Raw genomic sequence first — 26,975 nt, 5'->3', positions numbered from 1 at the left:
TCACACCGGCAGGGTGACCCGCATCACGAGCCCGCCCCCCTCGCGCGGCTGTGCAGCGATGTGGCCGCCGTGGGCGCGCGCCACGGAGCGCGCGATCGACAGGCCGAGGCCCACACCCTTGTCGCTGCCCGTGCGCTCCGTACGCAGCCGTCTGAAGGGCTCGAAGAGGTTGTCGATCTCGTACGCCGGCACGACCGGGCCGGTGTTCGAGACCGTCAGCACCGCCTGCCCGTGCTGGATCTCGGTGGTGACCTCCACCCAGCCGTCCTCGGGGACGTTGTAGCGAACCGCGTTCTGCACCAGGTTCAGGGCGATCCGCTCCAGCAGGACGCCATTGCCCTGGACGACCGCCGGCTTGCGCTCGCCCTCGATCCGCACGCCCTTGGCCTCCGCCTCGGCATGCACCTGGTCGACGGCCTGCGAGGCGACCTCGGCGAGGTCCACGGGCTTGCGCTCGACGATCTGGTTGTCGCTGCGGGCGAGCAGCAGCAGACCCTCCACGAGCTGCTCGCTGCGCTCGTTGGTCGCCAGCAGCGTCTTGCCGAGCTGCTGCAGCTCCACGGGCGCGTTCGGGTCGGAAAGGTGCACTTCCAGGAGCGTGCGGTTGATCGCGAGCGGGGTCCGCAGCTCGTGCGAGGCGTTTCCGACGAAACGCTGCTGGGCGGTGAAGGCCCGCTGCAGCCGCTCCAGCATGTCGTCGAAGGTGTCCGCCAGCTCCTTCAGCTCGTCGTCCGGGCCGTCCAGCTCGATCCTGCGGGACAGGTCCGAGCCGGCCACCGCGCGGGCGGTGCGGGTGATCCGCCCGAGCGGGGAGAGCACCCGGCCGGCCATCGCATAGCCGAACGCGAAGGCGATGATGGCGAGGCCCAGGAGGGCCAGCAGCGAGCGGCTGAGCAGATCGTCCAGGGCGGCCCGGCGCTGTTGGTCGACGCACCGGCCGATCGCGTCGTTGAAGTCCGACAGCAGCAGGCTGGTCGTGTTGATCTCGGGGCAGTTGTCGCTGGAGACCTTGAGCTGAGAGCCCTGCGAAAAACTGACGATCTTGAACAGCGGCTGGTTGCCGGTGCTGATCGCCTGTGCGGCCAGCAGATAGATGATCGACAGCAGCAGGATGCCGGCGATCAGGAACATGCCGCCGTACAGCAGCGTGAGCCGTATGCGGATGGTCGGGCGCAGCCAGGGGAACGGGGGCTGCGGCCGCCGGGGGTCCCAGGTGGGCTTCGGTGGCGCCTGAGGGGGCGCGGGTGCGGCTGCCATGGCGGATCAGATCCGGTAGCCGGAGCCGGGAACGGTGACGATGACGGGCGGCTCACCCAGCTTGCGGCGCAGAGTCATGACCGTCACGCGGACCACGTTGGTGAACGGGTCCGTGTTCTCGTCCCAGGCCTTCTCCAGCAGTTGCTCGGCCGAGACGACCGCGCCCTCGCTGCGCATCAGCACCTCCAGGACCGCGAACTCCTTCGGCGCGAGCTGGACCTCCTTGCCCTCGCGGAAGACCTCGCGGCGGTTGGGGTCGAGCTTGATACCGGCGCGCTCCAGGACGGGCGGCAGCGGGACGCTGGTACGCCGGCCAAGGGCACGCACGCGCGCGATGAGCTCGCTGAACGCGAAGGGCTTGGGCAAATAGTCGTCGGCGCCGATCTCCAGGCCCTCGACGCGGTCGCTGACGTCGCCGGACGCGGTCAGCATGAGCACGCGCGTGGGCATGCCCAGCTCGACGATCTTGCGGCAGACGTCGTCGCCGTGCACGAGCGGGAGGTCGCGGTCGAGGACGACCACGTCGTAGTCGTTGACGCCGATGCGCTCCAGGGCGGCCGCACCGTCGTACACGACGTCGACGGCCATGGCCTCCCGGCGCAGTCCGGTGGCCACCGCATCGGCGAGCAGTTGCTCGTCCTCGACGACGAGTACGCGCACGTCGCTTGTCCTTCCTGTGTCCACCCGCGTAGCGCTCCGTGAGCGCACGTGGGCAGGGGGCTTCGTGGGGTGTGACCTCCATCCTGCCCTTTTCGGCCATAAGTCGGCTGTAAGACGGGGTCGCCGGCCGGACGGATCGGGCCGGGCGGACGGGAATGCGAGATTTTCTCCTCCGGTTGAGGTTTCTGCGGAAGGGAGTGGGGGGAGGACGGCTTTACACCCCACGATCACGCTCTGCATGTGCCGCAACACCATGCGGTACATCGCGATCCGCTTTTCCGCGGAGCGGGCGTGGGTGTCCGGCACCGTCGCCGCCCAGCAGGGCAGCGCTGGGCACCCGCAGGAGACGTGATCGTCCCTTCCGAACGGCACACCCCCGTGCCACCGACCCACGACCCAGGACGAGGGGGCGCAGCATGGACGCATTCACCGCAGGACTTCTGCAGCGCATAAAGGCGACCGAGTCCGACCTCACGCGGGCTCGTGACGAGGGCGACGACTTCCTCGTCGAGGTGGAGCAGGCAGAGCTCGACGACCTGCACCGCCTCGCCGCCGAACACGGTGTGGAGGTCAGCGCCTAGCGTCTGATCGCGCGTACGCACGACAACGGGACCCCCGGCGAATCCAGCGCCGGGGGTTCCTTTTTTGGCTCGTTCGCCTGCCGGTGTCGAGGGTCCGACCGTGCTCAGCCCTTCGCGCCCCCGTAAGTGAAAGAGCCGGCCGGCTCAGTCGTGCCAAGCCCCGAAGTCCTCCAGGAGGCCCTGGAGGGGTTCGAAGACGCCGGGCGTGCCCGCGACCGTCAGATCGCGTGCGGGGCGTTCTCCGGGGCGTCCGCCCGTCAGCGCGCCCGCCTCCCGGGCGATCAGGTCACCTGCGGCGAAGTCCCAGGCGTTCAGGCCGCGCTCGTAGTAGCCGTCGAGGCGGCCCGCGGCCACGTCGCACAGGTCGACCGCGGCCGAGCCGCTGCGGCGGATGTCGCGCAGCAGCGGGATCAGCCGCGCGGCGACCTCGGCCTGGTGGGCGCGGACCTCGGAGACGTAGTTGAAGCCGGTCGACACCAGAGCCTGCTCCAGGGGCGGCGCGGGGCGGCAGGCCAGTCTGCGCTCGCCGTCCCAGGTGCCGGTGGCCCAGGCGCCGCCGCCGCGTACCGCGTGGTACGTCTCGCCGCGCATCGGGGCCGCCACGACCCCGACGACGGTCTCGCCGTCCTGCTCGGCCGCGATCGACACCGCCCAGGTGGGCAGCCCGTACAGGTAGTTGACCGTGCCGTCGAGCGGGTCGATCACCCAGCGGATGCCGCTCGTGCCCTCGACACAGGCGCCCTCCTCGCCGAGGAAGCCGTCGTCGGGGCGGTGGCCGGCGATCAGGTCGGTGATCAGTTTCTCCGCCGCGATGTCCATCTCGGTGACGACGTCGATCGGGCTGGACTTGGTGGCGGCGACCGCGAGGTCGGCCGGGCGGCCGTCCCGCAGCAGGGTGCCGGCACGGTGGGCGGCCTCCTGCGCCAGCCGCAGCAGGTCGGAATGCGGGGCGTCGGTCACGGGGCTCCTCACGCGTAGGGGCTGTCGGCGCCCGCGGCGGCGGGGCGGGGGGTGCGGGCGGGGCAGCAGCCGACCGGGCAGAGGTTGTGGCTCGCGCCGAGCGTGCCCAGGGCGCACGGCGTGACCTCCTGCCCCTTCTCCGCGGCGGCGCGCTCCAGGATGAGCTCGCGGATCGCGGCGGCGAACCGCGGGTCGGCGCCGACGGTGGCCGAGCGGCGCACCGGCAGGCCCAGTTCCTCGGCCTTGGCCTTCGCCTCGGTGTCGAGGTCGTACAGGACCTCCATGTGGTCGGAGACGAAGCCGATGGGGGCCATGACGACGGCCGGGACCCCGGCCTCGTGCTGCGCCTCCAAGTGGTCGCAGATGTCGGGCTCCAGCCAGGGGATGTGCGGGGCGCCGGAGCGGGACTGGTAGACGAGCCGCCAGGGGTGGTCGACGCCCGTGCGCTCGCGGACGGCCTCGGCGATCAGCTCTGCCACGTCCAGGTGCTGTTCCAGGTACGCGCCGCCCTCGCCGTGGTCCTCCACCCGGCCGGAGGTGTCCGCGGCGGAGAGGGGGATCGAGTGGGTCGTGAACGCGATGTGGGCGCCGTCCCGGACGTCGGCGGGGAGGTCGGCGAGGGCTTCGAGCACCCCGTCGATCATGGGCTGCACGAAGCCGGGGTGGTTGAAGTAGTGCCGCAGCTTGTCGACCTTGGGCAGTTCCAGGCCCCCGGACTCCAGGGCGGCCAGCGAGTCCGCGAGGTTCTCGCGGTACTGGCGGCAGCCCGAGTAGGAGGCGTAGGCGCTGGTGGCCAGGACCAGGATGCGGCGGCGGCCGTCGGCGACCATCTCGCGCAGGGTGTCCGTCAGGTAGGGGGCCCAGTTGCGGTTGCCCCAGTAGACCGGCAGGTCCAGGCCGTGCTCGGCGAAGTCCTTGCGGAGGGCGTCCAGCAGGGCGCGGTTCTGGTGGTTGATGGGGCTGACCCCGCCGAACAGGAAGTAGTGCTGTCCGACTTCCTTGAGGCGTTCCTTGGGGATGCCGCGCCCGCGCGTCACGTTCTCCAGGAACGGAACCACGTCGTCCGGGCCTTCCGGGCCGCCGAAGGAGAGCAGGAGCAGGGCGTCGTAGGGGGTGGCATCGAGCGCGTCTGGCATGGATCCGATCCTGCCACCCGGCACTGACAGCCGGGAAACAGCGGGGTGACGAGTGCGGTTCGGGGCGGTGCGTTAGGCTCACCTAACCCGTAAGCTGTAACACCTCTCTTCACACCTTACGGAGTCCCGCGTGCCCAGCCCTTACCGCGCCCTGTTCGACGCTCCAGGCACCAAGTCCTTCTCCGCCGCGGGCTTCGTCGGCAGGATGCCGCTGTCGATGATGGGCATCGGCGTGGTCACGATGATCTCCCAGCTCACCGGGCGGTACGGGCTCGCGGGCGCACTGTCGGCGACCATCGCGCTGGCCGCGGCGGCGGTCGGGCCGCAGGTCTCACGGCTGGTCGACCAGTACGGGCAGCGCCGGGTGCTGCGCCCGGCGACGCTGGTCGCGCTGGCGGCGGCCGCCGGGCTGCTGTTCGCCGCGCACTACGGGTGGCCGGACTGGGTGTTGTTCGTCTGCGCCGCCGGAATCGGCTCCGTACCGAGCCTGGGCGCGATGATCCGGGCCCGCTGGGCGGCCCTGTACCGGGGCACCCCGAAGCTGCACACCGCCTACTCGTTCGAGTCCGTGATGGACGAGGTCTGCTTCATCTTCGGGCCGATCGTCTCCATCGGACTGTCCACCGCCTGGTTCCCGGAGGCGGGGCCGCTGCTGGCCGGCTGCTTCCTGGCCGCCGGTGTCTTCTGGCTGACGGCCCAGCGCGCCACCGAGCCGGAGCCGCACCCGCGCGAGCACCACGGCGGGGGCTCGGCACTGCGCTCTGCGGGACTCCAGGTGCTGGTGGCCACCTTCGCGGCCACGGGGGCGATCTTCGGGGCGGTCGACGTGGTCACCGTGGCCTTCGCCGACGAGCACGGCCACAAGGCCGCCGCGAGCGTCGTCCTGGCGCTGTACGCGGCCGGTTCCTGCCTGGCCGGGGCCGTGTTCGGGCTGCTGCGCTTCGCGGGGGCGCCCGAACGCCGGTGGCTGCTGGGCATATGCGCGATGGCCGTGAGTATGATCCCCCTCCTACTGGTCGGAAACCTGCCGCTTCTGGCCGTGGCGCTGTTCGTTGCGGGCCTGTCCATCGCGCCGACGATGATCACGACGATGTCCCTCATCGAAGAGCACGTACCTCGCGCGAAGCTCACCGAGGGGATGACCTGGGTGAGCACCGGCCTCGCGGTCGGGGTCGCCGTCGGCTCCTCCGTGGCCGGCTGGGTGATCGACGCGGCCGGCGCACGCGCCGGGTACGGGGTTCCGGCCGTGTCCGGAGCCGTCGCGGTCGCGGTCGGTTTCCTCGGGTACCGCCGGCTCAGCAGGCCGGCCGCGGGTCGGGGAGGCACCGTTGAGCACCACAGCGAGCGGGAAGAACGGCACGTGGCGTAACTGGGGAGGCAATGTCGCCGCCCGTCCCGCCCGGGAGGTGACGCCCGCCTCCGTCGAGGAGCTGGCCGCCGCCGTGCGCCGGGCCGCCGAGGACGGCCTGAAGGTGAAGGCCGTCGGCACCGGGCACTCCTTCACCTCCATCGCGGCCACCGACGGCGTGTTGATCCGCCCTCAACTGTTGACCGGTATCCGCACCGTCGACCGTGAGGCCATGACCGTCACGGTCGAAGCAGGCACCCCGCTCAAGAGACTCAACATGGCTCTGGCGCGCGAGGGTCTCTCGCTCACCAACATGGGCGACATCATGGAACAGACCGTCTCCGGGGCGACCAGCACCGGCACCCACGGCACCGGCCGCGACTCCGCCTCCATCGCCGCCCAGATCAAGGGCCTGGAGCTGGTCACGGCCGACGGCTCGGTGCTCAGGTGCTCGGAGAAGGAGAACCCGGAGGTCTTCGCGGCCGCCCGAATAGGCCTGGGCGCCCTGGGCATCGTCACCGCGATCACGTTCGCCGTGGAGCCGCTCTTCCTGCTGACGGCCCGCGAGGAACCGATGTCCTTCGACCGGGTGCTCGCCGAGTTCGACGAACTCTGGGCCGAGAACGAGCACTTCGAGTTCTACTGGTTCCCGCACACCGGCAACACCAACACGAAGCGCAACAACCGCAGCGCGGGCCCGGAGAAGCCGGTGGGGCAGCTGGCCGGGTGGTTCGAGGACGAGTTCCTCTCCAACGGCGTGTTCCAGGTGGCCCAGTGGGTCGGCCGGGCGGCGCCCGCCGCGATCCCGACCATCGCCCAGGTCTCCAGCAAGGCCCTGTCCGCCCGCACTTACACGGACATCCCCTACAAGGTCTACACATCGCCGCGCCGGGTGCGGTTCATGGAGATGGAGTTCGCCGTCCCGCGCGCGGCGGCGGTGGACGCGCTGCGGGAACTCAGGGCGATGGTCGACCGTTCACCCCTCAGGATCAGCTTTCCGGTGGAGGTCCGCACCGCGCCCGCCGACGACATCACCCTGTCCACCGCCTCCGGCCGGGACAGCGCCTACATCGCCGTCCACATGTTCAAGGGCACGCCCTATCAGGCGTACTTCACCGCCGCCGAGCGCATCTTCACCGCGCACGAGGGCCGGCCGCACTGGGGCAAGGTGCACACCCGGGACGCGGAGTACTTCGCCCAGGTCTACCCGCGCTTCGGCGAGTTCACCGCCCTCAGGGACCGGCTCGACCCGGACCGGCTGTTCCAGAACGACTACCTGCGACGGGTTTTGGGGGCGTAAGGAGACTTACGGGCGGAATACGCCCGGAACAATTGATTCCGTTTGCGGTAATTGCGTGAAACGGCCCCGTTCATGATCGGGAAAATCCGCTTGCGCACGGCCAAGTCGCATCCCTTGCCAGAAGTTGGGCGGCGCGGCAATCCACGCACGTGGCCCGAATGGAGTACTGTTGCGAGCCTTGGGCCCGGCCTCCCGTCAGGGTGTCCGCGGTCCTGCAGGACCGCCGGGAGGGGGGCTAGTTGCACAGGGTGACGGAGTTGGTCACTTAGCGTTGCGAATAGGTAACCGTGCCATAACGGCGGTCCAGGGCCCGTGCCCGACACGCCGGGCAACTCGGCAAGGTTGTGGCAGGCTGCACCCGGGCAGGCCACACTCGACTAGCGGAAGCAGCGACGCACGTGACGTCGGCAGGCACCACCCGGGAGGTCCCCATGCCCGAACTGCGTGTCGTGGCCGTCTCGAATGACGGCACACGGCTGGTGCTCAAGGCTGCCGACTCCACGGAGTACACGCTTCCGATCGACGAGCGGCTGCGCGCCGCCGTGCGCGGCGACCGGCCCCGCCTCGGCCAGATCGAGATCGAGGTCGAGAGCCATCTGCGGCCCCGCGACATCCAGGCACGTATACGTGCGGGCGCGACCGCGGAAGAGGTCGCGCAGCTCGCCGGCATCCCCGTGGACCGCGTACGGCGGTTCGAGGGCCCGGTGCTCGCCGAGCGCGCCTTCATGGCGGAGCGGGCCCGCAAGACCCCGGTCCGCAGACCGGGCGAGAACTCCGGTCCCCTGCTGGGCGAGGCCGTCCAGGAGAGACTGCTGCTGCGCGGTGCCGAGAAGGACACCGTGCAGTGGGACTCGTGGCGCCGCGACGACGGCACCTGGGAGGTCCTGCTGGTCTACCGGGTCGCGGGCGAACCCCACTCGGCGAGTTGGACGTACGACCCGCCCCGGCGGCTCGTGCAGGCCGTCGACGACGAGGCACGCTCGCTGATCGGCGAGTCCGACGACCTCGCCGTACCGGAGCCGAGCTTTCCGTTCGTACCGCGCATCGCCCGGCTGCCCCGCGATCGCGCGCTGGACCGTGCCATGGACCGCGAGCGGCCGAGTCTGCCGGCGCAGGCGTCCGAGCCCGCCGAGGAGAGCACGGGCGAACGGGACTCGCTGACCAGCCTGTTGGAGGCGGTGCCGAGCTTCCGGGGCGACATGGTGGTCCCGGAGCGCCCGGCGGAGGTGCCGGAGGAGCCCGTCACCGAGCCCGAGGCGGAGGAGCCTCCCGCCCCCGCGGCCTCGGCCGGATCCGCCTACGCGGACGTCCTCATGCCGCGCTCCGTCGGCAGCCACCGCGACCGCCTCATCGGCGCCACCGACCGCCAGGCCGAGGCCGACGGCGTCCGCCCGGGCCGCCGGGCGGCCGTCCCCAGCTGGGACGAGATCGTCTTCGGGACGCGCCGCAAGAAGCAGGAGTAGTCGGCCGAGAAGCACGAGTGGCCGGTCTCGTACGACCGTGCGCAGAAGGGGCCCCGCTCGTGAGCGGGGCCCCTTCTCCTGCCGTTACTGGGGGTCGGGCCCCACGGCCACCGGCCGGGACGGGTCCGCGGACCACTCCGACCAGGAACCCGCGTACAGCGCCGCCGCAATGCCCGCGACGGCGAGCGCCAGTACCTCGTGCGCCCCCGAGACGCCCGAGCCGCAGTACACGCCGACCTCGGCGTCCTCGGACGCCCCGAGGGACTTGAAGCGGGTCCGCAGCTCCTCCGCGGGCAGGAACCGCCCGTCCGTCGCCACGTTCTCGGTCGTCGGCGCGGACACGGCCCCCGGGATGTGCCCGCCGACCCGGTCGATCGGCTCCACGTCGCCCCGGTACCGCTCCCCAGCCCGCGCGTCGAGCAGCACACCGGAGCGGGCCAGCGCGGCGGCGCCGTCCGCGTCCAGCAGCCCCACGGCACCCGGCGCGGGCACGAAGTCGCCCTCGGCGGGCGTGGGCACGTCCGTCGACAGCGGCCCCTCCCAGGCGGGCAGTCCGCCGTCCAGGACCCGCACATCCGGATGACCCGTCCAGCGCAGCAGCCACCAGGCACGGGCCGCGGCCCAGCCCTGACCGCCGTCGTACACAACGACCGGCCGGCCGGTGGTCACACCCGCCCGGCGCATGACGGCGCCGAAACCGGCCGTGTCCGGCAGCGGATGCCGGCCATTCTTGCCCGGGGGCGAGGCGAGTTCCCGGTCCAGGTCGACGAAGACCGCGCCGGGGATGTGCCCGGCCCCGTACTCGGCCCGGCCGTCGAAGGCCGGTGCTCCCGCCGCCTTGGCCAGGCTGAGCTGCCAGCGGACGTCGAGCAGCACCGGCGGGTTGTCCCCGGTCAAGTCGTGCGCGAGTCGCGTTGCGGTGATGATGGCTTTCATGGCCTCCATCCTTACGTCAGGGGTGGCCGCAACGTCCAGGTCCGACTACTCTGCTCGGCCGGACAGACTCGATCACCAGGCGTACGGGATCGGGCACATGCTGTGCAGCTGATGGACACCCGGCGGCAATCACCCGGAAACGGGAGAGAAAAGGCAGAGCAGGCATCCTCGCGGCGGCGCCGCACGGCAGCGGCGCGGCCGCGGCGCGCGATGTCACGGAGGGTGCGAGCATCGGCACGGGGCGTGCGCGCGACTGCGGCACACCGATCCGGAGAGCGGAAGCGACACGGCCACCGCGAGGGGCCGGGGAGAGAGTGACGATGACCGAGGCACGGGGGTCGGCGGGCCCGAACGGCACGCGAACTCGGCGCGAGCCCGGCACGCCCTGCTGGGTGACCCTGATGGCACACGGCCTGGCCGCGACCGAGGAGTTCTACGGTGCGCTGTTCGGCTGGGAGTTCCAGCCCGGTCCCCAGCAGCTCGGCCCCTATGTGCGGGCCCTGCTCGACGGGCAGGAGGTGGCGGGCATCGGTCAGCTGCCGCCGGACCGTCATCTGCCGATCGCCTGGACGCCGTACCTCTCCTCGGACGACGTCGACCAGATGGCCGAGACCGTACGGCTGTGCGGCGGCACCGTGGGCGTGGGCCCCCTGGACATGGCCGAGGCCGGTCGGCTGCTGATCGCCTCCGACCCCTCGGGGGCGGTGTTCGGCATCTGGCAGGCGGCGGAGCACCACGGCATGGCCGTCTCCGGCGTGCCCGGCACGCCCTCCTGGAACGAGTTGCTCACTTTCGAGACGGCGAGCGTCGCCAAGTTCTACAAGACGGTGTTCGGCTTCCAGGAGGAGGCGGTGGTGTCCGCCGGCTTCGACTATGTGACGCTGCACGTCGGCGGGCGCCCGGTGGCCGGCATCCACGGCGTGGGCAACGCGCTGCCCCGCGACCGGGGCCCGCACTGGCTGACGTACTTCGAGGTCGCCGACACCGACGAGACGCTGCGCCGGGTCGCCGAGCTGGGCGGCCAGGTGCTGAAGCCGGCCCATGACACCGAGCACGGCCGGGTGGCGACGGTGGCGGATCCGGAGGGCGCCGTCTTCTCCGTGGTCCAGAGCCCGCGCTGAGCCCCGGTGGGGCGCCTCAGTCCGTCGGGACCGGCAGGACGTCCGGGGACAGTGCCGCCGCACGCGCCGTCGCGGCCGTCATACGGCGCCGGTGGTGCCGGCGGCACAGCACCTCGTAGCCGACCTCGTCCATGGACTGGTTGACGTCGCCGACGACCACCTGGGCACCCTCGACGACCATTTCGCCGCCGACCGTGCGCGCGTTGTGCGTGGCGCGGGCTCCGCACCAGCACAGGGCCTCGACCTGGAGGACCTCGACCCGGTCGGCGAGTTCCACCAGCCGCTGGGAGCCGGGGAACAGCTTGGAGCGGAAGTCGGTCGTGATGCCGAAGGCATAGACGTCGACGGCCAGGTCGTCGACGACGCGCGCCAGTTGGTCTATCTGCTCCGGGGCCAGGAACTGCGCCTCGTCGGCGATCACGTAGTCCGCGCGGCGGCCCTGGGAGAGATGGTCGACGAGGTACGCGTACAGGTCCTGGCCGTCCTCGACCTCCACCGCGTCGGTGACCAGGCCGAGACGGGAGGACAGCTTGCCCTCACCGGCCCGGTCGTCGCGCGTGAAGATCATGCCGACAAGACCGCGCGCGGAGCGGTTGTGCTCGATCTGGAGAGCCAGCGTCGACTTCCCGCAGTCCATCGTTCCGGAGAAGAACACCAGCTCGGGCATGGGGAGTTGAGCACCTTTCGGCGAGGCGAGGACGGGCGGGGCGAAGACGGGCGGGACGGCAGGCGGTGCTCCGGGAGCGAACTTCGAGCTTCAGGAGCGTACTTCGAGCAGAGGCACCAACTGCTCGGCAGGGGTCATCGAACCGTGGTTGCCGATCAGCGCCGACTCCTTCGGCTCCCGCTCGGAGGCGATGATCAGGACGTCGTCGTGCGCGGCCGCGACCACATCGCCGATCCGTGCGTACACGCGGTCGTCGACCCGGGGGCCGAACCAGCCCGCCGCGATCGCCTCGTCCCGCGAGGCCACCCAGAACTGCTCGCCGAGCACCTCGCGCCAGCAGGTGAGCACGTCGTTCTCGGCGCCCGGCAGCGCGTAGACATGGCGGGCGCGGCCCTCGCCGCCCAGCAGGGCCACCCCGGCGCGCAGCTCCCAGTCCTCGTCGAAGTCGAAGCGGTGCTGCTCGTCGGAGGGCACGTCGACCATGCCGTGGTCGGCGGTGACGTACAGCGCGGTGCGCGGCGGGAGCTGCTCGGCCAGCCGCTGGACGAGGCGGTCGACATACATGAGCTGGCCGCGCCAGGTGTCGGAGGCGACGCCGTAGCGGTGCCCGGCGCCGTCCAGCTCGGCGTAGTACGTGTACACCAGGGAGCGGTCGGCGGCGGCCAGTTGCTCGGCCGCGATGTCCATGCGGTCCTCGCCGGTCAGCCTTCCGTGGAACGCTCCGCCACTGAGCGCGATCTTGGTCAGCGGGGTGTTCTGGAAGGCGGGGGACGACACCTGGGCGGCGTGCACGCCCGCCTCGTGGGCCAGCTGGAAGACGGTGGGGTACGGCTGCCAGGCACGCGGGTCGGTGTACGGCTGCCAGCGGAGCTGGTTCATCAGCTCACCGGTCTGCGGGTTCCGGGCCGAGTAGCCGGGCAGGCCGTGCGCGCCGGGCGGCAGACCTGTGCCGACGGAGGCCAGCGAGGTCGCGGTGGTCGCCGGGTAGCCTGCGGTGATCGGGCGTCCCGTGCCCCCGCGCGAACTCGCAAGCAGCGAGGTCATGAAGGGGGCCTCGTCCGGGTGGGCCTTCAACTGCTCCCAGCCGAGCCCGTCGATCAGGAAGACACAGTTGCGGTCGGCCGCGGTCAGCTCCTGGATCCCGGCGGTCATGCCCGGTACGGCCATACCGGCGGCCAGGGTGGGCAGGAGGTCGGCGAGCGAGCCGGTGCCGTACTCGGGGAGGGGCGCCGTGCCGAGAGCGAGCGGTTCCGGGTGGTCCCAGGCGGTGGAATCAGGAGGTGTGGGCGCGGAGCGCCCTCGATCATGGGCGGCGGGGGGAGACGGGTGGGCCATCAGTGTGTGACGTCCGCTGTCGCTTCGGAGATGGCCTGCGCGAAGGCGAGTGCCTGACGCACCGTCTCCGGGCCGTCCCCGGCCTCGCTGACGCGCAGGCTCAGGTCGTCCGCCGTCGAGTTGCCCGTGTAGCCGTGATCGGCCTCGCAGTTGGGGTCGCCGCAGGCGGCGGGCTCCAGGTCGATACGGGAGACGGCACCCCAGCCGATGGTCAGCACGACCTCGCGGGGCAGCGTGCCCGGCGCGTACTGCTCCGGGTTGGCGACCACCCGGCTGACCACGACGGACGAGATCCGGCCGAGCTTCACGGACTCCGTGGACGTCGTGGCGTACGGCGTCGGGGAGGTGCTGTCGGCGGCCTGCTCGTCGGTGTGGCTGACGATGAAGCGGTTGTCGGTGAGGACGAGCACGGTCACATGCCGCCGCACCTCGTTCTGGTCGAACGTCGTCTCCTGGTGGACCAGGTACGACCGGATGGGCTCGCCGCCCACAGCGGCCTCCACCGCCTCGGCCACGAGGGCCGGGTAGTAGCCGCTGCGCTCGATCGCCGCGCGCAGCCCCTGGGTCGTCGTACTGGTCTTGGCCATGACGTCCATCCTAATCCGTGGGCAAGGGGGCTCCGGGCCAGTCGTGGGCGGCCGGGGCGGTGTGGGCGCCCGCGCGCGGGTGCCGGAGGACGAGCCCGGGCCGGATGTCGAGCCGTTCCGCGGCGATCAGACAGGAGACGGGCTCACTGCCGCCGGCGTCCGCTTCGAACGCGACCACCAGGGGCGGTGTTTCGCCGAGCGTCCGCGCGAGACGTGCCGTCTCCCCGCTGGTGGGCGGGCGGAAGACGGGGTCCTGGAAGCCGAGCGGACAGGACACGAAGGCCGGGGCGACGAAGACCAGCTCCAGGCCGTGGTGGTAGGTGAGGTCGTGCCCGGCGGCCAGGCGGAGCTGCCCCGCGTCCCAGACGATCACTTCCCAGTCCCACCAGCTGCCGTCGGGCAGCTCCCGTCCCGCGATCTCCATGCGCTCCCCTCCCCCGCTCAGTAGGCCGGCAACGTGCGCGGGCCGAGGTCGTCTCGGGCGGGCGGCGGCGCGAGCCGCAGGGTGGCGCCGAGGACGCTCACGCCGTGCGGGGCGACGACGACCGGCTCCAGGGTCACGGCGACGACCTCCGGGTGGTCGTCGACCAGCCGGGACACGCGCAGCAGCAACTCCTCCAGGGCGGGTGTGTCGACGGGGGTCGACCCGCGCCAGCCGAACAACAGCGGCGCGGTCCGGATCGACCGCACCAGCGAGGTCGCCTCCCGGTCGGTGACCGGGACCAGCCGGTGCGCCATGTCGCCGAGCAGCTGGGAGGCGGCTCCGGCGAGCCCGAAGGACAGCACGGCTCCGGCCGCCGGATCGATCACGGCCCGTACGACGGTGTCGACGCCCCGGGGGGCCATCGACTGCACGACCGGCCGCAGCCCCTCCGGCTTCCCGAACAGCTCGGTCAACTCCGCGTACGTCCGGCGCAGTTGTTCCTCGTCCGCCAGGTCGAGCCGGACCCCGCCCAGGTCGGCGCGGTGGCGCAGATGGGGGGCGGTGGCCTTGAGGGCGACCGGGTAGCCGAGGGTCCGGGCGGCCTCGGCGGCGGTGTCGGGGGTGGGGGCGGGCAGCGCGCGGCGGACGTGGATGCCGTACTTCCCGAGCAGCTCGCAGATCTCCTCCGAGCCGAGCGTGAGTCCCTGCCCGCGCTCCAGCAACCCGCCGATCAGCTCCGCGGCGCCCTTCTCGTCGATGTCGTCGTACTCGGGGACCCGGCCCGGATCGGCGGCCTCGCGTCGCCACTGCGCGTACTTCACAGCTTCGGCGAGGGCGCGGGCAGCCCGCTCCGCGGCGGGGTAGGCGGGGATCAGACGGGAGCCGTTTTGGGCGGTGTCCGCCTGCACCGGTACGGCGCTGGGGGACGGCTGTGCCGCTCCCGCGCCGGGCGTGCGGTCCGTGGGGCGGTTCGGTGCCGTACTGGCCGCGGCCGACAACGCCTCCGCGAGCCCGCCGAGCTCCACGTGCACGACGAGTGCCGGTTTGGAGGGTGCGGCAGCGGTGGCGGACCGCAGTGCCTCGGCCAGCTCCGCGTCTCCGGGCGACCCCTCCCCGATGGCCGGTATGGCCGTGACGACCACCGCGTCGCACGAGTCGTCGGCCAGCGCCTGGGACAGCGCGCGCCGGAAGTCCTCCGCGGTGGCGCCGGTCGTCAGGTCCAGGGGTCGCTGCGGCCGCAGCCCCTCGGCGAGGCACGCGTCGTACGTCAGTTGTCCCAGGGACTCGGAGTTCCCCAGGATCGCCACCCGCGGCCCGCCGGGCAGGGGCTGCCGGGCGAGCAGCAGCCCCGCGTCGACCAGCTCGGTGATCGTGCCGACCCGGATCACCCCGGCCTGCCGCAGCAGCGCGGAGACGGTCGCGTGCGACAACTGCGTGGCCCGTACCGCATGGCCCTGTGGAGCGGACCCGGCCCCCTGCACCACGACGAGCGGCTTGGCGGCGGCCGTGCGCCGGGCGAGGCGGGTGAACTTGCGCGGGTTGCCGATGGATTCCAGGTACATGAGGACGACGTCGGTGTCGGGGTCGTCGTACCAGTACTGGATGACGTCGTTGCCGGAGACGTCGGCGCGGTTGCCGGACGAGACGAAGGTGGACACGCCCGTGACCCCGGTGACTCCGCCGCCGCGCCGGTGCAGCCGGGACAGCAGCGCGATGCCGATCGCCCCGGACTGGGCGAAGAGCCCGATCCGGCCGGGGCGGGGCAGCTCCGGCGCCAGGGACGCGTTGAGCCGCACCTCCTCGGAGGTGTTGATGATCCCGAAGGCGTTGGGCCCGATGATGCGCATGCCGTACGCGCGCGCGTGCCGGACGAGTTCACGCTGCCGCTCGCGGCCCTCGGGTCCGCTCTCCGCGTATCCGGCGGACAGTACGACGAGCCCCTGCACGCCGTGCTCCCCGCACTCGGCGACCACCTCGGGCACGCGTTCGGCCGGTACGGCGACGACCGCGAGGTCGACGGGGCCGTCGATGTCCCGCACCGAGCGGTGGGCGGGCACGCCGTCGATCTCCTTCAACTCGTCCGGGAAGGCCTTGTTCACGGCGTGCAGGCGGCCGGTGAACCCGGCGTCCCGGATGTTGCCAAGGACACCGCGGCCCACCCCGCCGGGCGTGCGTCCGACGCCGACGACCGCGACGGAGCCGGGCGCGAGGAGCCGCCGTACGGACCGCGCCTCCGCGCGCTGCTCCCGCGCGCGCTGCACGGCGAGCGAGCGGTCGGTGGGTTCGAGGTCGAACTCCAGGCGTACGACGCCGTCCTCGAAGCTGCGTTTCTGGGTGTAGCCGGCGTCCGTGAACACCTTGATCATCTTGGTGTTGGCGGGCAGCACCTCGGCGGCGAACCGGCGGATGCCGCGCTCGCGCGCGACGGCCGCGATGTGTTCGAGGAGGGCGGAGGCGACCCCGCGCCCCTGGTGCGCGTCCTGCACGAGGAAGGCGACCTCGGCCTCGTCGGCGGGGGCGGAGGCGGGCATGCCGCCGACGCCAATGCGGTCATAGCGTACGGTTGCGATGAACTCGCCGCCGATGGTGGCCGCGAGTCCCACCCTGTCCACAAAGTCGTGGTGCGTGAAGCGGTGGACGTCCTTGGCGGACAGTCGTGGGTACGGCGCGAAGAAGCGGTAGTACTTCGACTCGTCCGAGACCTGCTCGTAGAAACTGACCAGGCGGTCGGCGTCATCAACGGTGATGGGCCTGATGCGCGCGGTACCCCCGTCGCGCAGCACTACGTCCGCCTCCCAGTGAGTGGGGTACTCGTGCCGGTCCTGCCGGCCCGCCGAGGTCTGCATGGGCCCCAGAGTACGGCTCGCGTCGGACAACGGCGCGAGGCAGTCTGTGGAGGACGGAAGTCGGATCGAGGCCGAGGTCCGACGTCATCTCCGGAGCGGAGCACAGGCCCGCTCCGGGCATGCTTCACGATATGGGAAACTGGTCTAGACAACCCTGAACAGTGAAGGGCAGCATCACATGGCTGAGCGCCGCGTCAACGTCGGCTGGGCCGAGGGCCTCCACGCCCGCCCCGCCTCCATCTTCGTCCGGGCCGCCACGGCCTCCGGCATCCCCGTGACGATCGCCAAGGCCGACGGCAACCCCGTCAACGCGGCCTCCATGCTGGCCGTCCTCGGGCTGGGCGCCCAGGGCGGCGAGGAGATCGTCCTCGCCTCCGACGCCGAGGGTGCGGACGCCGCCCTCGACCGTCTCGCGAAGCTCGTCGCCGAGGGCCTGGAGGAACTGCCCGAGACCGTCTGAGCCACCGCGCCGAACGCCGGAGCCGCGTCAGCCCTTTCGGGCGGCGCGGCTTCGCCGTATTCTCATGGAAATTCCGGGCGCGCGGAAATCAGGGCAGCGGAAATGCACCTCCGCCGAATATACCTTCTTTGTATACGGCGCCCGTGTTAATGCCGCAGGCCCGACATGTTTACGGCATGTTGCGAAGTCCTCACACGGTCCGGACGGTCCCCGCCGCCGGGAAAGCGCAATCGGTGCGCGGATGTCGCGCGCTCGGTGTGCAGCGCAGTGATCGCCCGTGCGCGCTCGCCGTCGCCGCGCGCCACCGCGTCCACGATGGCGCCGTGCTCCGTCCAGGACTCCACCGGGTTGGCGGGCGCCTCCACCGTGTACATCCAAGCGATCTTGTGCCGCAGCTGGGTCAGCATCGAGGTCAGGGCGTGACTGCCGGAGGCCTGCGCGAGCGTCTCGTGGAACCAGCCGCCCAGGGAGCGCAGATCCTCGCTGTTGCCCCGCCTGGCCCGCTCCTGGCCCAGCCTCACCAGGCCGCGCAGCACCTTGAGATGGGCCTCGGTGCGCCGCTGCGCGGCCCGGGACGCGCCGAGCGGCTCCAGCAGCATGCGCATCTCCAGCAGGTCGGCGGCCTCCTGCTCGGTCGGTTCGGCGACGCACGCGCCCGCGTGCCGCCGGGTCACCACGAAGCCCTCGGCCTCCAGGGTGCGCAGCGCCTCGCGGACGGGGACGCGCGAGACGCCGTAGCGGCGCGCGAGGAGTTCCTCGGTGAGCCGGCCGCCGCGCTCGTAGACACCGGCGACGATGTCGTCCCTGATCGCCGTGCATACCGAGCTCGCCGGAATACGCATGACCGACCTCCGCTTTAATCCCCGTGAAACGTCGCCGATTGACGTGTGTTCCGTGACTCTATTGCAATCAACGGGAATTTCCGATGGCGAGCCGGAATCCATGGATATTTTTTGGACAGCGGGGCGGCCGAAACGGCGAAAGCCCCGGCTCGGGGAGCCGGGGCTTCGGGAAGCGGTGCGCGGTGCCGTCAGACGTTCACGCCGTGCTTGCGGAGGTAGGCGACGGGGTCGACGTCCGAGCCGTACTCCGGGGTCGTCCGGGCCTCGAAGTGGAGGTGCGGCCCGGTGACGTTGCCGGTCGCGCCGGAGAGGCCTATCTGCTGGCCGGGGAGGACCTTCTGGCCCACGGAGACGCCGATGGACGACAGATGGCCGTACTGGGTGTACATGCCGTCCGCCATCCGGATCACGATCTGGTTGCCGTACGACCCGCCCCAGCCGGTCGACACGACCGTGCCGGAGCCCACCGCGTGCACGGTGGTGCCGCTGGAGGCGTGGAAGTCGATGCCGGTGTGGGAGCCGGAGGACCACAGGGATCCGCCGGTCTTGTAGCCGGTGGAGACATACGAGTTCGCGATCGGGGCCACGAACGCGTTGAGCCGCTTGCGCTCGGCCTCGCGGGCGGCGCGCGCCTTGGCCTCGCGCTCCTTCTCCGCCAGGGCGACGGCCTTCTTGCGCGCGGCCTCCTCGGCCGCCTTCTGCTCGGCGGCCTGCTCCTGGGCCGCGGCCTGGGCATCGATCTGCTCGGCGACCGAGTCGCCCATGGTGATGACCGGCGTGAGACCGGTGTCTGCGGGGGCGGGCTCGGCGGCGAGGGCCGGAGAGGCCGCGAGGGTGCCGACGGCACCGGTGGTGGCGAGGGCCGCGACGCCCGCCGCGCGGGCGGTGGTGCGGCGCATCCGGCCGGGACGGCGGTGCTTCCCGGTGGCGCTGGTGAACGCCATGTAGTGGCTGGTCCTTTCCTTCCCTCTCGCCTACCGGGTTAGCTGACGGGTTCGGAGCAGGAAGGTCTCCTACGGACCCCCTCGCGGCACGCGCGGGTGTCCGATTCACCCCAGGGACTGCGTGGGTCCCCGGCTCCCCTGGCTCGCGCCGTACGGGGACTCGGCGATGACTGTCCGGTGCCGCGGGTGCGGCGCACTGCCCGACGAACAGCCTGGACGACGCTATGCGGGCGGTCTTTCGATCCCCAAACCGAAGCCGGATTTTGTAGCGCATCCCACAGGGCAGACAGGCAACCTCCGCCCCAATTCGGACATCTTGGAGAAACGTTCGTGGGTCCTGACGGCCCGTCGGCCGACAGGACCCACGCGCGCGTGCCTCTACTCGGCCGGGACGACGGTGACTTCGCCGATGCCGAGAGCCTCGACCGGCTCCTTGATCTGGGCGGCGTCACCCACCAGGACCGTCACCAGACGGTCCACCGGGAAGGCGTTGACCACCGCGGCGGTGGCCTCCACGGTGCCGGTGGCGGCGAGCTGCCGGTACAGCGTCGCCTGGTAGTCGTCCGGCAGAAACTGCTCGACCTGGTCGGCCAGCGTGCTCGCCACGGCCGCCGCTGTCTCGTACTTCAGCGGCGCGACCCCCACGAGGTTCTGCACGGCGACGTCGCGCTCGGCGTCGGTGAGGCCCTCCCCGGCGAGCTTGCGCAGCACCGCCCACAGGTCCTGCAGCGCGGGACCGGTGTTCGGCGTGTCCACGGAGCCGCTGATGGCGAGCAGCGAGGCGCCCGTGCCGTCCGGGGCGGACCTGAGGACCTGCCCGAACGAGCGCACACCGTAGGTGTAGCCCTTCTCCTCGCGCAGGACGCGGTCCAGGCGGGAGGTGAGGGTGCCGCCGAGGCAGTACGTGCCGAGCACCTGGGCGGCCCACACGCGGTCGTGCCGGTCCGCGCCGACCCGGCCGATGAGCAACTGCGTCTGGACGGCTCCGGGGCGGTCCACGATGACGACCCGGCCGGTGTCGTCGGCGGTCACCGGCGGCACGGGCCGCGGCTGCGCCGAGGAGCCGTTCCACTCGCCCAGGGTCTCGCCGAGCAGCGCGTCCAGGTCGATGCCGGTGAGGTCGCCGACGACCACGGCGGTGGCCGTGGCGGGCCGCACGTGCCGGTCGTAGAAGCCGCGGACGGCCGCCGCGTCGATCTTCTCGACCGTCTCCTCGGTGCCCTGGCGCGGGCGCGACATGCGCGCGGTCGCCGGGAACAGCTCCTTCGAGAGCTCCTTGGCGGCACGACGGGAGGGGTTCGCCAGCTCGTGCGGGATCTCGTCGAGACGGTTGCGCACCAGCCGGTCCACCTCGCTCTCGTCGAACGCGGGTGCCCTGAGGGCGTCGGCGAGCAGGCCGAGGGCCTTGCCGAGGCGGGAGGCGGGGACCTCCAGGCTCAGCCGGACGCCCGGATGGTCGGCGTGCGCGTCCAGGGTCGCGCCGCAGCGCTCCAGCTCGGCGGCGAACTCCTCGGCGGAGTGTTTGTCGGTGCCTTCGGAGAAGGCCCGCGCCATGATCGTGGCGACACCGTCGAAACCGGCCGGCTCGGCGTCCAGCGGCGCGTCCAGGAGCACCTCGACGGCGACGACCTGCTGGCCGGGGCGGTGGCAGCGCAGAACGGTCAGGCCGTTCTCCAGCGTGCCGCGCTCGGGGGCCGGGAAGGCCCACGGCTTCGCCTCGCCCGCACGGGGCTGGGGGTGGAACTCCATCGCGGCGAGCTCGGTCACTTGGCCGCCTCCTCGTCCTCGTTCTGGTCGGCGGTGGACGCCTCCACGGTGGCTTCCGACTCCGGGTCCTCGGGGAAGTCCTCGTCCTGGGTGTGCTCCGCGGACTCGGCGGAGAGCGGCTCGTAGACGAGCACCGCGCGGTTGTCCGGGCGCAGACGGGCCTTGGCCACCTCCTGGACCTCCTCCGGCGTCACCTCCAGGACGCGCTGGACGGCGGTCAGGGCGAGCTGCGGGTCGCCGAACAGGACCGCGAACCGGCACAGTTCGTCGGCGCGGCCGGCGACCGTGCCGAGCCGGTCCAGCCACTCGCGCTCCAACTGGGCCTGGGCGCGCTCCATTTCCTCGGGGGTGGGGCCCTCCTGAGCGAAGCGGGCGAGTTCCTCGTCGATTGCGGTCTCGATGACCGGCACCTCGACGTCGCCGGAGGTCTTCACGTCCAGCCAGCCCAGGGAGGGCGCCCCGGCCAGCCGCAGCAGGCCGAACCCGGCCGCGACGGCCGTACGGTCGCGGCGCACGAGCCGGTTGTACAGGCGGGAGGACTCGCCGCCGCCCAGGACGGTGAGCGCCAGGTCGGCGGCGTCGGACGCGCGCGTGCCGTCCTGCGGGAGCCGGTAGGCGGCCATCAGCGCGCGGGCCGGGACCTCCTCCACGACGACCTCGCGCAGCTGCTCGCCGATGACCTCCGGCAGCGAGCCGTCGCGGGGCTCGGGCTTGCCGTCGTGGGAGGGGACCGAGCCGAAGTACTTCTCGATCCAGGCCAGGGTCTGCTGCGGGTCGATGTCGCCGACCACGGAGAGCACGGCGTTGTTGGGCGCGTAGTACGTCCGGAAGAACCGGCGCGCGTCCTCCAGCGTGGCCGCGTCCAGGTCGGCCATCGAGCCGATCGGCGTGTGGTGGTACGGGTGGCCCTCCGGGTAGGCGAGGGCGGTCAGCTTCTCGAAGGCGGTGCCGTACGGAACGTTGTCGTAGCGCTGCCGGCGCTCGTTCTTGACGACGTCCCGCTGGTTCTCCATGGACTCGTCGTCGAGGGCGGCCAGCAGCGAGCCCATGCGGTCGGCCTCCAGCCAGAGGGCGAGCTCCAGCTGGTGGGCGGGCATGGTCTCGAAGTAGTTGGTGCGCTCGAAGCTGGTGGTGCCGTTGAGCGAGCCGCCGGCGCCCTGCACCAGCTCGAAGTGACCGTTGCCCTTCACCTGCGCGGAGCCCTGGAACATCAGATGCTCGAAAAGGTGAGCCAGGCCGGTACGGCCCTTGACTTCGTGGCGGGAGCCGACGTCGTACCAGAGGCACACCGCCGCGACCGGGGTCAGGTGGTCCTCGGAGAGCACCACGCGCAGACCGTTGGCCAGGCGGTGCTCGGTCGCTGCCAGGCCCCCGGAGCCTGCCTCGGCCTTGGTCGTGTGACCCATGGGCATGTACGTCCCTTCGATCGCGGAAGCGGTCGTGCAACCGCTGTGTTCCTGCCGGTCCTGCCACTGTATGCAAGCGGCCGGAGCCTCGGTGAAGTTCCCGCCGGACGTACGCCCACAGCGGATCGCGTAGCCTGCCGGAGTCGTGCCGCGGGGCGGCTCCTCCGGCGCCGCGCGCCACCGGGAAGGGCCGCCTGCACCGGGTCCTGGCCCGGCTTGTCAGTACCGCGGTCCACAATGGTCCGATCAGACCCGTTCACGCTTCAGAAAGAGTGAGCCGAAGGGGTGCGTCGACACCGACGTGAGCCACCCGTAGGCGAGCGACCAGAAAAGAGGAGCCGGCAGCGATGGCCCGCCGCAGCACGAAGACCCCGCCGCCCGACGACTCGTACGAGGAGAAGATCCTCGACATCGACGTCGTGGACGAGATGCAGGGCTCCTACCTCGAATACGCGTATTCGGTCATCTACTCGCGTGCCCTGCCGGACGCCCGTGACGGCCTCAAGCCGGTGCACCGCCGGATCGTCTACCAGATGAACGAGATGGGCCTGCGCCCCGACCGCGGCTATGTGAAGTGCGCGCGTGTCGTCGGCGACGTGATGGGCAAGCTCCACCCGCACGGCGACGCGTCGATCTACGACGCCCTGGTGCGCATGGCCCAGCCGTTCTCCATGCGCGTCCCGCTGGTCGACGGGCACGGCAACTTCGGCTCGCTGGGCAACGACGACCCGCCGGCCGCCATGCGGTACACCGAGTGCCGGATGGCCGAGGCCACGAGCCTGATGACCGAGTCCATCGACGAGGACACGGTCGACTTCGCCCCCAACTACGACGGCCAGGAGCAGGAACCGGTCGCCCTGCCCGCCGCCTTCCCGAACCTGCTGGTGAACGGCGCTTCGGGCATCGCGGTCGGCATGGCCACGAACATGCCGCCGCACAACCTCGCCGAGGTCGTCGCGGCCGCCCGGCATCTGATCCGCCACCCGAACGCGGACCTGGACACGCTGATGAAGTACGTCCCCGGGCCCGACCTGCCCACGGGCGGCCGGATCGTCGGCCTCTCCGGGGTCCGGGACGCGTACGAGACGGGCCGCGGCACGTTCAAGATCCGCGCCACGGTGACGGTGGAGAGCGTGACGGCGCGCCGTATGGGCCTCGTCGTCACCGAGCTGCCCTTCACGGTCGGCCCGGAGAAGGTCATCACCAAGATCAAGGACCTGGTCAACGCGAAGAAGCTGCAGGGCATCGCGGACGTCAAGGACCTGACGGACCGCGCGCACGGCCTGCGTCTGGTCATCGAGATCAAGAACGGCTTCGTGCCGGAGGCGGTCCTGGAGCAGCTCTACAAGCTGACGCCGATGGAGGAGTCCTTCGGCATCAACAACGTGGCCCTGGTGGACGGCCAGCCGCTCACGCTGGGCCTCAAGGAGCTCCTCGAGGTCTATCTCGACCACCGCTTCGACGTCGTGCGCCGCCGCTCGGAGTACCGCCGCGGCAAGCGCCGCAACCGGCTGCACCTGGTGGAGGGCCTGCTCACCGCCCTCGTCGACATCGACGAGGTCATCCGTCTGATCCGCTCCAGCGAGAACAGCGCGCAGGCGAAGGAGCGTCTGATGGAGCGCTTCTCGCTGTCGGAGATCCAGACCCAGTACATCCTCGACACGCCGCTGCGCCGCCTCACCAAGTACGACCGCATCGAGCTGGAGGCGGAGAAGGACCGGCTGAACGCGGAGATCGCCGAGCTGACCCGGATCCTGGAGTCGGACGCCGAGCTGCGCAAGCTGGTCTCCGCCGAACTGGCCCAGGTGGCCAAGAAGTTCGGCACCGAGCGCCGTACGGTCCTGCTGGAGTCCTCGGGCGCCCCGGCGGCGGCGGTGCCGCTGCAGGTGGCGGACGACCCGTGCCGGGTGCTTCTGTCGTCGACGGGCCTGCTGGCCCGCACCGTGAACGGCGAGCCCTTCGCGCAGGACGCCGATGCCAGACGCGCCAAGCACGACGTGATCGTCTCGGCGGTGCCGGCCACGGCGCGCGGCGAGGTGGGCGTGGTGACGTCGGCGGGCCGCCTGCTGCGGCTGAACGTGGTCGATCTCCCGCAGCTGCCGGAGACGGTGGCGGCGCCGAACCTCTCCGGAGGGGCGCCCCTCGCGGAGTTCGTCTCCCTGGAGGACGACGAGACGGTGGTCTGTCTGACCACGCTCGACGAGTCGTCCCCGGGCCTCGCGCTCGGCACGGCACAGGGCGTCGTCAAGCGTGTGGTGCCCGACTACCCGTCCAACAAGGACGAGTTGGAGGTCATCACGCTCAAGGAGGGCGACCGGATCGTCGGCGCGGTGGAGCTGCGCACCGGCGAGGAGGACCTGGTGTTCATCACGGACGACGCGCAGCTGCTGCGCTACCAGGCGTCCCAGGTCCGTCCCCAGGGCCGGCCGGCGGGCGGCATGGCGGGCATCAAGCTCGCCGAGGGCGTGAAGGTGATCTCCTTCACGGCGGTCGACCCGGCGGTGGACGCGGTGGTCTTCACCGTCGCGGGCTCGCGCGGCACGCTGGACGACTCGGTCCAGACGACCGCCAAGCTGACCCCGTTCGACCAGTACCCGCGCAAGGGCCGTGCCACCGGCGGCGTGCGCTGCCAGCGGTTCCTGAAGGGCGAGGACTGTCTCTCCCTGGCCTGGGCGGGCGCGGTCCCGGCACGGGCGGCCCAGAAGAACGGCACCCCGGTCGAGCTCCCGGAGATCGATCCGCGCCGGGACGGCTCGGGCACGTCGCTGGCGAAGACCGTGTCGGTGGTGGCGGGTCCGGTCTTCTAACCGGCCGGTCCGGTCGTCCAGCCCGCCGGTCCGGTCTGTCGGCTAGACCGGCGGGGCCTCTTCTTCGGGGTCCCGTACGTAGCGCAGGACGCCCCACATGCCATGCTCGTCGGCGTGTGGGGCGTCGTTCCCGCACGCCTCCAGTTCCTTGGCGAGGGTGGCGGTGTCGATGCCGGAGCCGATCAGGACGAGCTGGGTGAGGCGTGCCTCGCCGGGCGTCCAGGGCTGCGGGTAGAAGCGCAGAAACCGCCCCACCGCGTGGACGGCGTAGCGGTTCAGGGCGTCGTGGGGCCCGAAGTCGACGTACCCCTTGATGCGGTAGAGCCCCTCGGAGCGGCTGTCGAGGAACTCCATCAGCCGACGGGGGTCCAGGGGGACCTCGCAGACGAAGGACAGGCTGTCGTACGCCGTGTGCAGATGCCCGGCGTGCCCGTCGTCGCTGTCGTGGTCGTGGAGGTCGTCGAAGGACAGCTGCCCGACGCGCTCCTCGCTCGGCCTGCAGTCGAAGAGGAACTCCGGGTCGATGCGCCCATAGGTGGCGGGGACGACGGCGGCACGGTCGGTGAGCGAGCCGACGAGGCCGAGGACGCGCTCGGCGTCAGCCGCCCGGTCGAGCTTGTTGACCACGACCAGGTCGGCGAGGGCGAGGTGCCGGTCGATCTCGGGGTGTTGCTCCCGGGTGGTGTCGAACTCGGCGGCGTCGACGACCTCGACGAGTCCGCCGTAGACGATCCCGGGATGCTCGCTGGCGAGCACCATCCGCACGAGTTCCTGGGGTTCGGCGAGTCCGCTGGCCTCGACGACGATGACGTCGATGCCGGCCGACGGGTTCGCGAGCCGCTCCAGATACAGATCCAGTTCGCTCGCGTCGACGGCGCAGCACAGGCATCCGTTGCCCAGGGAGACCGTGGAGTCGCCGAGTGCGCCGGCCACGGCCATCGCGTCGATCTCGATGGCCCCGAAGTCGTTGACGATCGCCCCGATGCGGCTGCCTCCGCTGCGGTGCAGGAGATGATTGAGCAGCGTGGTCTTCCCCGAGCCCAGGAATCCGGCCAGTACGACGACCGGGATCTGCTGCGGACCTCGGCTGTGCCCCACTCTGTGACCTCTCTCACGCGGACGCGTGCACCGGCTCTCGGCCCGGCGCACGAACGACGATGGGAATGCCGACTCAGGATACGAGCGGGAAGAAACACCGCGAAGTGAACGATTGTTAGCACCTCTTGCGGGGCAGACGATGGGCAGGCGCCGGAGCGTGCGACCCTCGCTTCCTTCCGTGCGCCTCCTCTCCGCCTCCCCGCCGATCAGAGCCGCTCGGCACACTCTGGGAGACGGCAAGCGCCGCCCACCGCTCGCCGGTCCCCTCCAGTCGACCCGCACCCCGACGACCGGCGGACGGCCGCCTGATTCGGGGGTTGACATGACCACACAGAGTTCAGGGATAGGGAGGATCGTTTCGGCTGCCAAAGCAAAGCTTGCAGCCGTCACCGACTCCATCGGCACGCGGAGGGCACGTCACCGCAGAAGGGCCGCTCTCACTCAACAACATCGGCTCCACTTCGACCTGATGTGCAAGGCCATGGACGATCCCGCCCTGGCCGCGGTGCTCGACACCTACGAGACCGACATTCCGCTGGAGAAGCAGCGCCAGTTCCTCTTCGCGAACGCGCTCTACATCAACGCCCTGTACTTCCACCGGATCGAAGCCCTGTCCAAGGCGGAGCTCTACGGACACCTGCGGATCATGTGCCAGAACAGAGTGTTCCGCGAATACTGGGAGGCGACGCTCCACCACAGGCAGAGCCTGCCCGAAACGTCGGAGGAGTTCCTTCTGGGCCGGATGATGGACGATCTCATCCAGGAACTGGCCGATTCCGACACGGACGAGTGGTGGGTTGTGGGCGAACCCCCCAATGACCCGTCCTGATCGCGCCGGCACCTGCTTCACCCCTTCCCGGGGTCCGTCAAGAGGCAGCGATCGAGCTTCACTCGACTGCCTTGCCGCAACTCGGCCCCCGCGAGCACCAAAGTCGCTATCTTGTCGCTTGCCCTCTCCGGGCACTCCGACGAACACCCCTGCGCTCGGAGACAGACCGCTCCGACGCACACACCTGCCCGGAGACCGCCA

The 26,975-nt window shown here is 71.3% G+C and carries 23 protein-coding genes and 1 riboswitch; of the genes, 8 read left to right on the top strand and 15 right to left on the bottom strand.

Annotated features, from left to right (window positions below; all coding sequences use genetic code 11):
* Both ACFY1J_RS04725 and ACFY1J_RS04720 read right to left on the bottom strand, forming a co-directional pair.
* Positions 1-1,257 (bottom strand): sensor histidine kinase, encoded by a 1,257-nt coding sequence (locus ACFY1J_RS04725; protein ID WP_390707487.1) that lies wholly within the window; start codon positions 1,255-1,257, stop codon positions 1-3.
* A gap of 6 nt (positions 1,258-1,263) precedes the next feature.
* Entirely contained in the window at positions 1,264-1,917 is a 654-nt protein-coding gene (locus ACFY1J_RS04720) for a response regulator transcription factor (RefSeq protein WP_055494404.1), read from the bottom strand.
* Between the two features lie 416 nt (positions 1,918-2,333).
* Between ACFY1J_RS04720 and ACFY1J_RS04715 the strand changes: the two genes are divergently transcribed.
* Positions 2,334-2,498 carry a hypothetical protein gene (locus tag ACFY1J_RS04715; protein ID WP_263213488.1) on the top strand — a complete coding sequence of 55 codons (165 nt, stop codon included), beginning with the start codon at positions 2,334-2,336 and terminating at the stop codon, positions 2,496-2,498.
* Between the two features lie 144 nt (positions 2,499-2,642).
* Here ACFY1J_RS04715 and ACFY1J_RS04710 read toward each other — a convergent pair whose 3' ends face one another.
* Both ACFY1J_RS04710 and ACFY1J_RS04705 read right to left on the bottom strand, forming a co-directional pair.
* Complete coding sequence (locus ACFY1J_RS04710) at positions 2,643-3,458, bottom strand: inositol monophosphatase family protein (RefSeq protein WP_390730589.1); 816 nt, start codon at positions 3,456-3,458, stop codon at positions 2,643-2,645.
* A gap of 8 nt (positions 3,459-3,466) precedes the next feature.
* Complete coding sequence (locus ACFY1J_RS04705) at positions 3,467-4,594, bottom strand: ferrochelatase (protein WP_390730588.1); 1,128 nt, start codon at positions 4,592-4,594, stop codon at positions 3,467-3,469.
* 130 nt (positions 4,595-4,724) lie between these two features.
* Between ACFY1J_RS04705 and ACFY1J_RS04700 the strand changes: the two genes are divergently transcribed.
* From ACFY1J_RS04700 to sepH, 3 genes are all read left to right on the top strand, one after another.
* Positions 4,725-5,963: an MFS transporter gene (locus ACFY1J_RS04700; RefSeq protein WP_390707490.1), complete on the top strand. Its 1,239-nt coding sequence runs from the start codon at positions 4,725-4,727 to the stop codon at positions 5,961-5,963.
* Complete coding sequence (locus tag ACFY1J_RS04695; protein ID WP_390707491.1) at positions 5,923-7,242, top strand: D-arabinono-1,4-lactone oxidase; 1,320 nt, start codon at positions 5,923-5,925, stop codon at positions 7,240-7,242. The genes ACFY1J_RS04700 and ACFY1J_RS04695 overlap by 41 nt, the downstream gene beginning before the upstream one ends.
* A 431-nt stretch (positions 7,243-7,673) precedes the next feature.
* Positions 7,674-8,705, top strand: coding sequence for a septation protein SepH (gene sepH / locus ACFY1J_RS04690; RefSeq protein ID WP_390707492.1), 1,032 nt, complete (start codon positions 7,674-7,676; stop codon positions 8,703-8,705).
* An 84-nt stretch (positions 8,706-8,789) separates the two neighbouring features.
* Here the strand turns inward: sepH and ACFY1J_RS04685 are convergent, their stop codons facing one another.
* Positions 8,790-9,641 (bottom strand): sulfurtransferase, encoded by an 852-nt coding sequence (locus ACFY1J_RS04685; protein WP_390730587.1) that lies wholly within the window; start codon positions 9,639-9,641, stop codon positions 8,790-8,792.
* 320 nt (positions 9,642-9,961) lie between these two features.
* Between ACFY1J_RS04685 and ACFY1J_RS04680 the strand changes: the two genes are divergently transcribed.
* Positions 9,962-10,762, top strand: coding sequence for a VOC family protein (locus ACFY1J_RS04680; protein WP_390730586.1), 801 nt, complete (start codon positions 9,962-9,964; stop codon positions 10,760-10,762).
* Between the two features lie 16 nt (positions 10,763-10,778).
* Here ACFY1J_RS04680 and ACFY1J_RS04675 read toward each other — a convergent pair whose 3' ends face one another.
* The 5 genes from ACFY1J_RS04675 to ACFY1J_RS04655 all read right to left on the bottom strand — a co-directional run bounded on the left by ACFY1J_RS04675 (position 10,779) and on the right by ACFY1J_RS04655 (position 16,621).
* Positions 10,779-11,429, bottom strand: a complete 651-nt coding sequence (locus tag ACFY1J_RS04675; RefSeq protein ID WP_390707495.1) for a thymidine kinase — start codon at positions 11,427-11,429, stop codon at positions 10,779-10,781.
* A gap of 90 nt (positions 11,430-11,519) precedes the next feature.
* On the bottom strand, positions 11,520-12,764 hold the full coding sequence (locus tag ACFY1J_RS04670; RefSeq protein WP_390730585.1) for an alkaline phosphatase family protein: 1,245 nt from the start codon (positions 12,762-12,764) through the stop codon (positions 11,520-11,522).
* Positions 12,764-13,360 carry a DUF5998 family protein gene (locus ACFY1J_RS04665; protein WP_390707497.1) on the bottom strand — a complete coding sequence of 199 codons (597 nt, stop codon included), beginning with the start codon at positions 13,358-13,360 and terminating at the stop codon, positions 12,764-12,766. Before ACFY1J_RS04665 ends, ACFY1J_RS04670 begins: the two co-directional genes overlap by 1 nt.
* A 1-nt stretch (position 13,361) precedes the next feature.
* Positions 13,362-13,775, bottom strand: a complete 414-nt coding sequence (locus ACFY1J_RS04660; RefSeq protein WP_390707498.1) for a hypothetical protein — start codon at positions 13,773-13,775, stop codon at positions 13,362-13,364.
* A 17-nt stretch (positions 13,776-13,792) separates the two neighbouring features.
* Positions 13,793-16,621 carry a GNAT family N-acetyltransferase gene (locus ACFY1J_RS04655; RefSeq protein ID WP_390730584.1) on the bottom strand — a complete coding sequence of 943 codons (2,829 nt, stop codon included), beginning with the start codon at positions 16,619-16,621 and terminating at the stop codon, positions 13,793-13,795.
* A 178-nt stretch (positions 16,622-16,799) separates the two neighbouring features.
* Here ACFY1J_RS04655 and ACFY1J_RS04650 point away from each other — a divergent pair, with 178 nt between their 5' ends.
* Positions 16,800-17,081 (top strand): HPr family phosphocarrier protein, encoded by a 282-nt coding sequence (locus ACFY1J_RS04650; RefSeq protein ID WP_028802270.1) that lies wholly within the window; start codon positions 16,800-16,802, stop codon positions 17,079-17,081.
* Between the two features lie 146 nt (positions 17,082-17,227).
* Here the strand turns inward: ACFY1J_RS04650 and ACFY1J_RS04645 are convergent, their stop codons facing one another.
* The 4 genes from ACFY1J_RS04645 to ACFY1J_RS04630 all read right to left on the bottom strand — a co-directional run bounded on the left by ACFY1J_RS04645 (position 17,228) and on the right by ACFY1J_RS04630 (position 22,046).
* Positions 17,228-17,923 (bottom strand): GntR family transcriptional regulator, encoded by a 696-nt coding sequence (locus tag ACFY1J_RS04645; protein ID WP_390707500.1) that lies wholly within the window; start codon positions 17,921-17,923, stop codon positions 17,228-17,230.
* Between the two features lie 188 nt (positions 17,924-18,111).
* Positions 18,112-18,867 carry a M23 family metallopeptidase gene (locus tag ACFY1J_RS04640; protein WP_390707501.1) on the bottom strand — a complete coding sequence of 252 codons (756 nt, stop codon included), beginning with the start codon at positions 18,865-18,867 and terminating at the stop codon, positions 18,112-18,114.
* Positions 18,868-18,879: 12 nt separating this feature from the next.
* Positions 18,880-19,043: riboswitch (cyclic di-AMP (ydaO/yuaA leader) on the bottom strand.
* 202 nt (positions 19,044-19,245) lie between these two features.
* The gene (locus ACFY1J_RS04635; protein WP_390730583.1) at positions 19,246-20,634 is read right to left on the bottom strand and encodes a M16 family metallopeptidase; all 1,389 of its coding nucleotides are present in this window, start codon (positions 20,632-20,634) and stop codon (positions 19,246-19,248) included.
* Entirely contained in the window at positions 20,631-22,046 is a 1,416-nt protein-coding gene (locus ACFY1J_RS04630) for a M16 family metallopeptidase (RefSeq protein WP_390707503.1), read from the bottom strand. The genes ACFY1J_RS04635 and ACFY1J_RS04630 overlap by 4 nt, the downstream gene beginning before the upstream one ends.
* A gap of 341 nt (positions 22,047-22,387) precedes the next feature.
* Here ACFY1J_RS04630 and ACFY1J_RS04625 point away from each other — a divergent pair, with 341 nt between their 5' ends.
* Positions 22,388-24,847, top strand: coding sequence for a DNA topoisomerase (ATP-hydrolyzing) subunit A (locus ACFY1J_RS04625; RefSeq protein ID WP_390730582.1), 2,460 nt, complete (start codon positions 22,388-22,390; stop codon positions 24,845-24,847).
* Positions 24,848-24,889: 42 nt separating this feature from the next.
* Here the strand turns inward: ACFY1J_RS04625 and ACFY1J_RS04620 are convergent, their stop codons facing one another.
* Complete coding sequence (locus ACFY1J_RS04620) at positions 24,890-25,945, bottom strand: CobW family GTP-binding protein (protein WP_390730581.1); 1,056 nt, start codon at positions 25,943-25,945, stop codon at positions 24,890-24,892.
* Positions 25,946-26,084: 139 nt separating this feature from the next.
* On the opposite strand from ACFY1J_RS04620, the gene ACFY1J_RS04615 reads away from it, so the two are divergent.
* Complete coding sequence (locus tag ACFY1J_RS04615; protein WP_390730580.1) at positions 26,085-26,774, top strand: DUF6082 family protein; 690 nt, start codon at positions 26,085-26,087, stop codon at positions 26,772-26,774.
* The last annotated feature ends 201 nt before the right edge of the window (positions 26,775-26,975 follow it).

This window comes from Streptomyces sp. NPDC001406 (genome assembly GCF_042895285.1).
Lineage (GTDB): Bacteria > Actinomycetota > Actinomycetes > Streptomycetales > Streptomycetaceae > Streptomyces.
The sequence above is the reverse complement of the archived record's forward strand: the minus strand, read 5'-3'. Positions and strand labels throughout refer to the sequence as shown.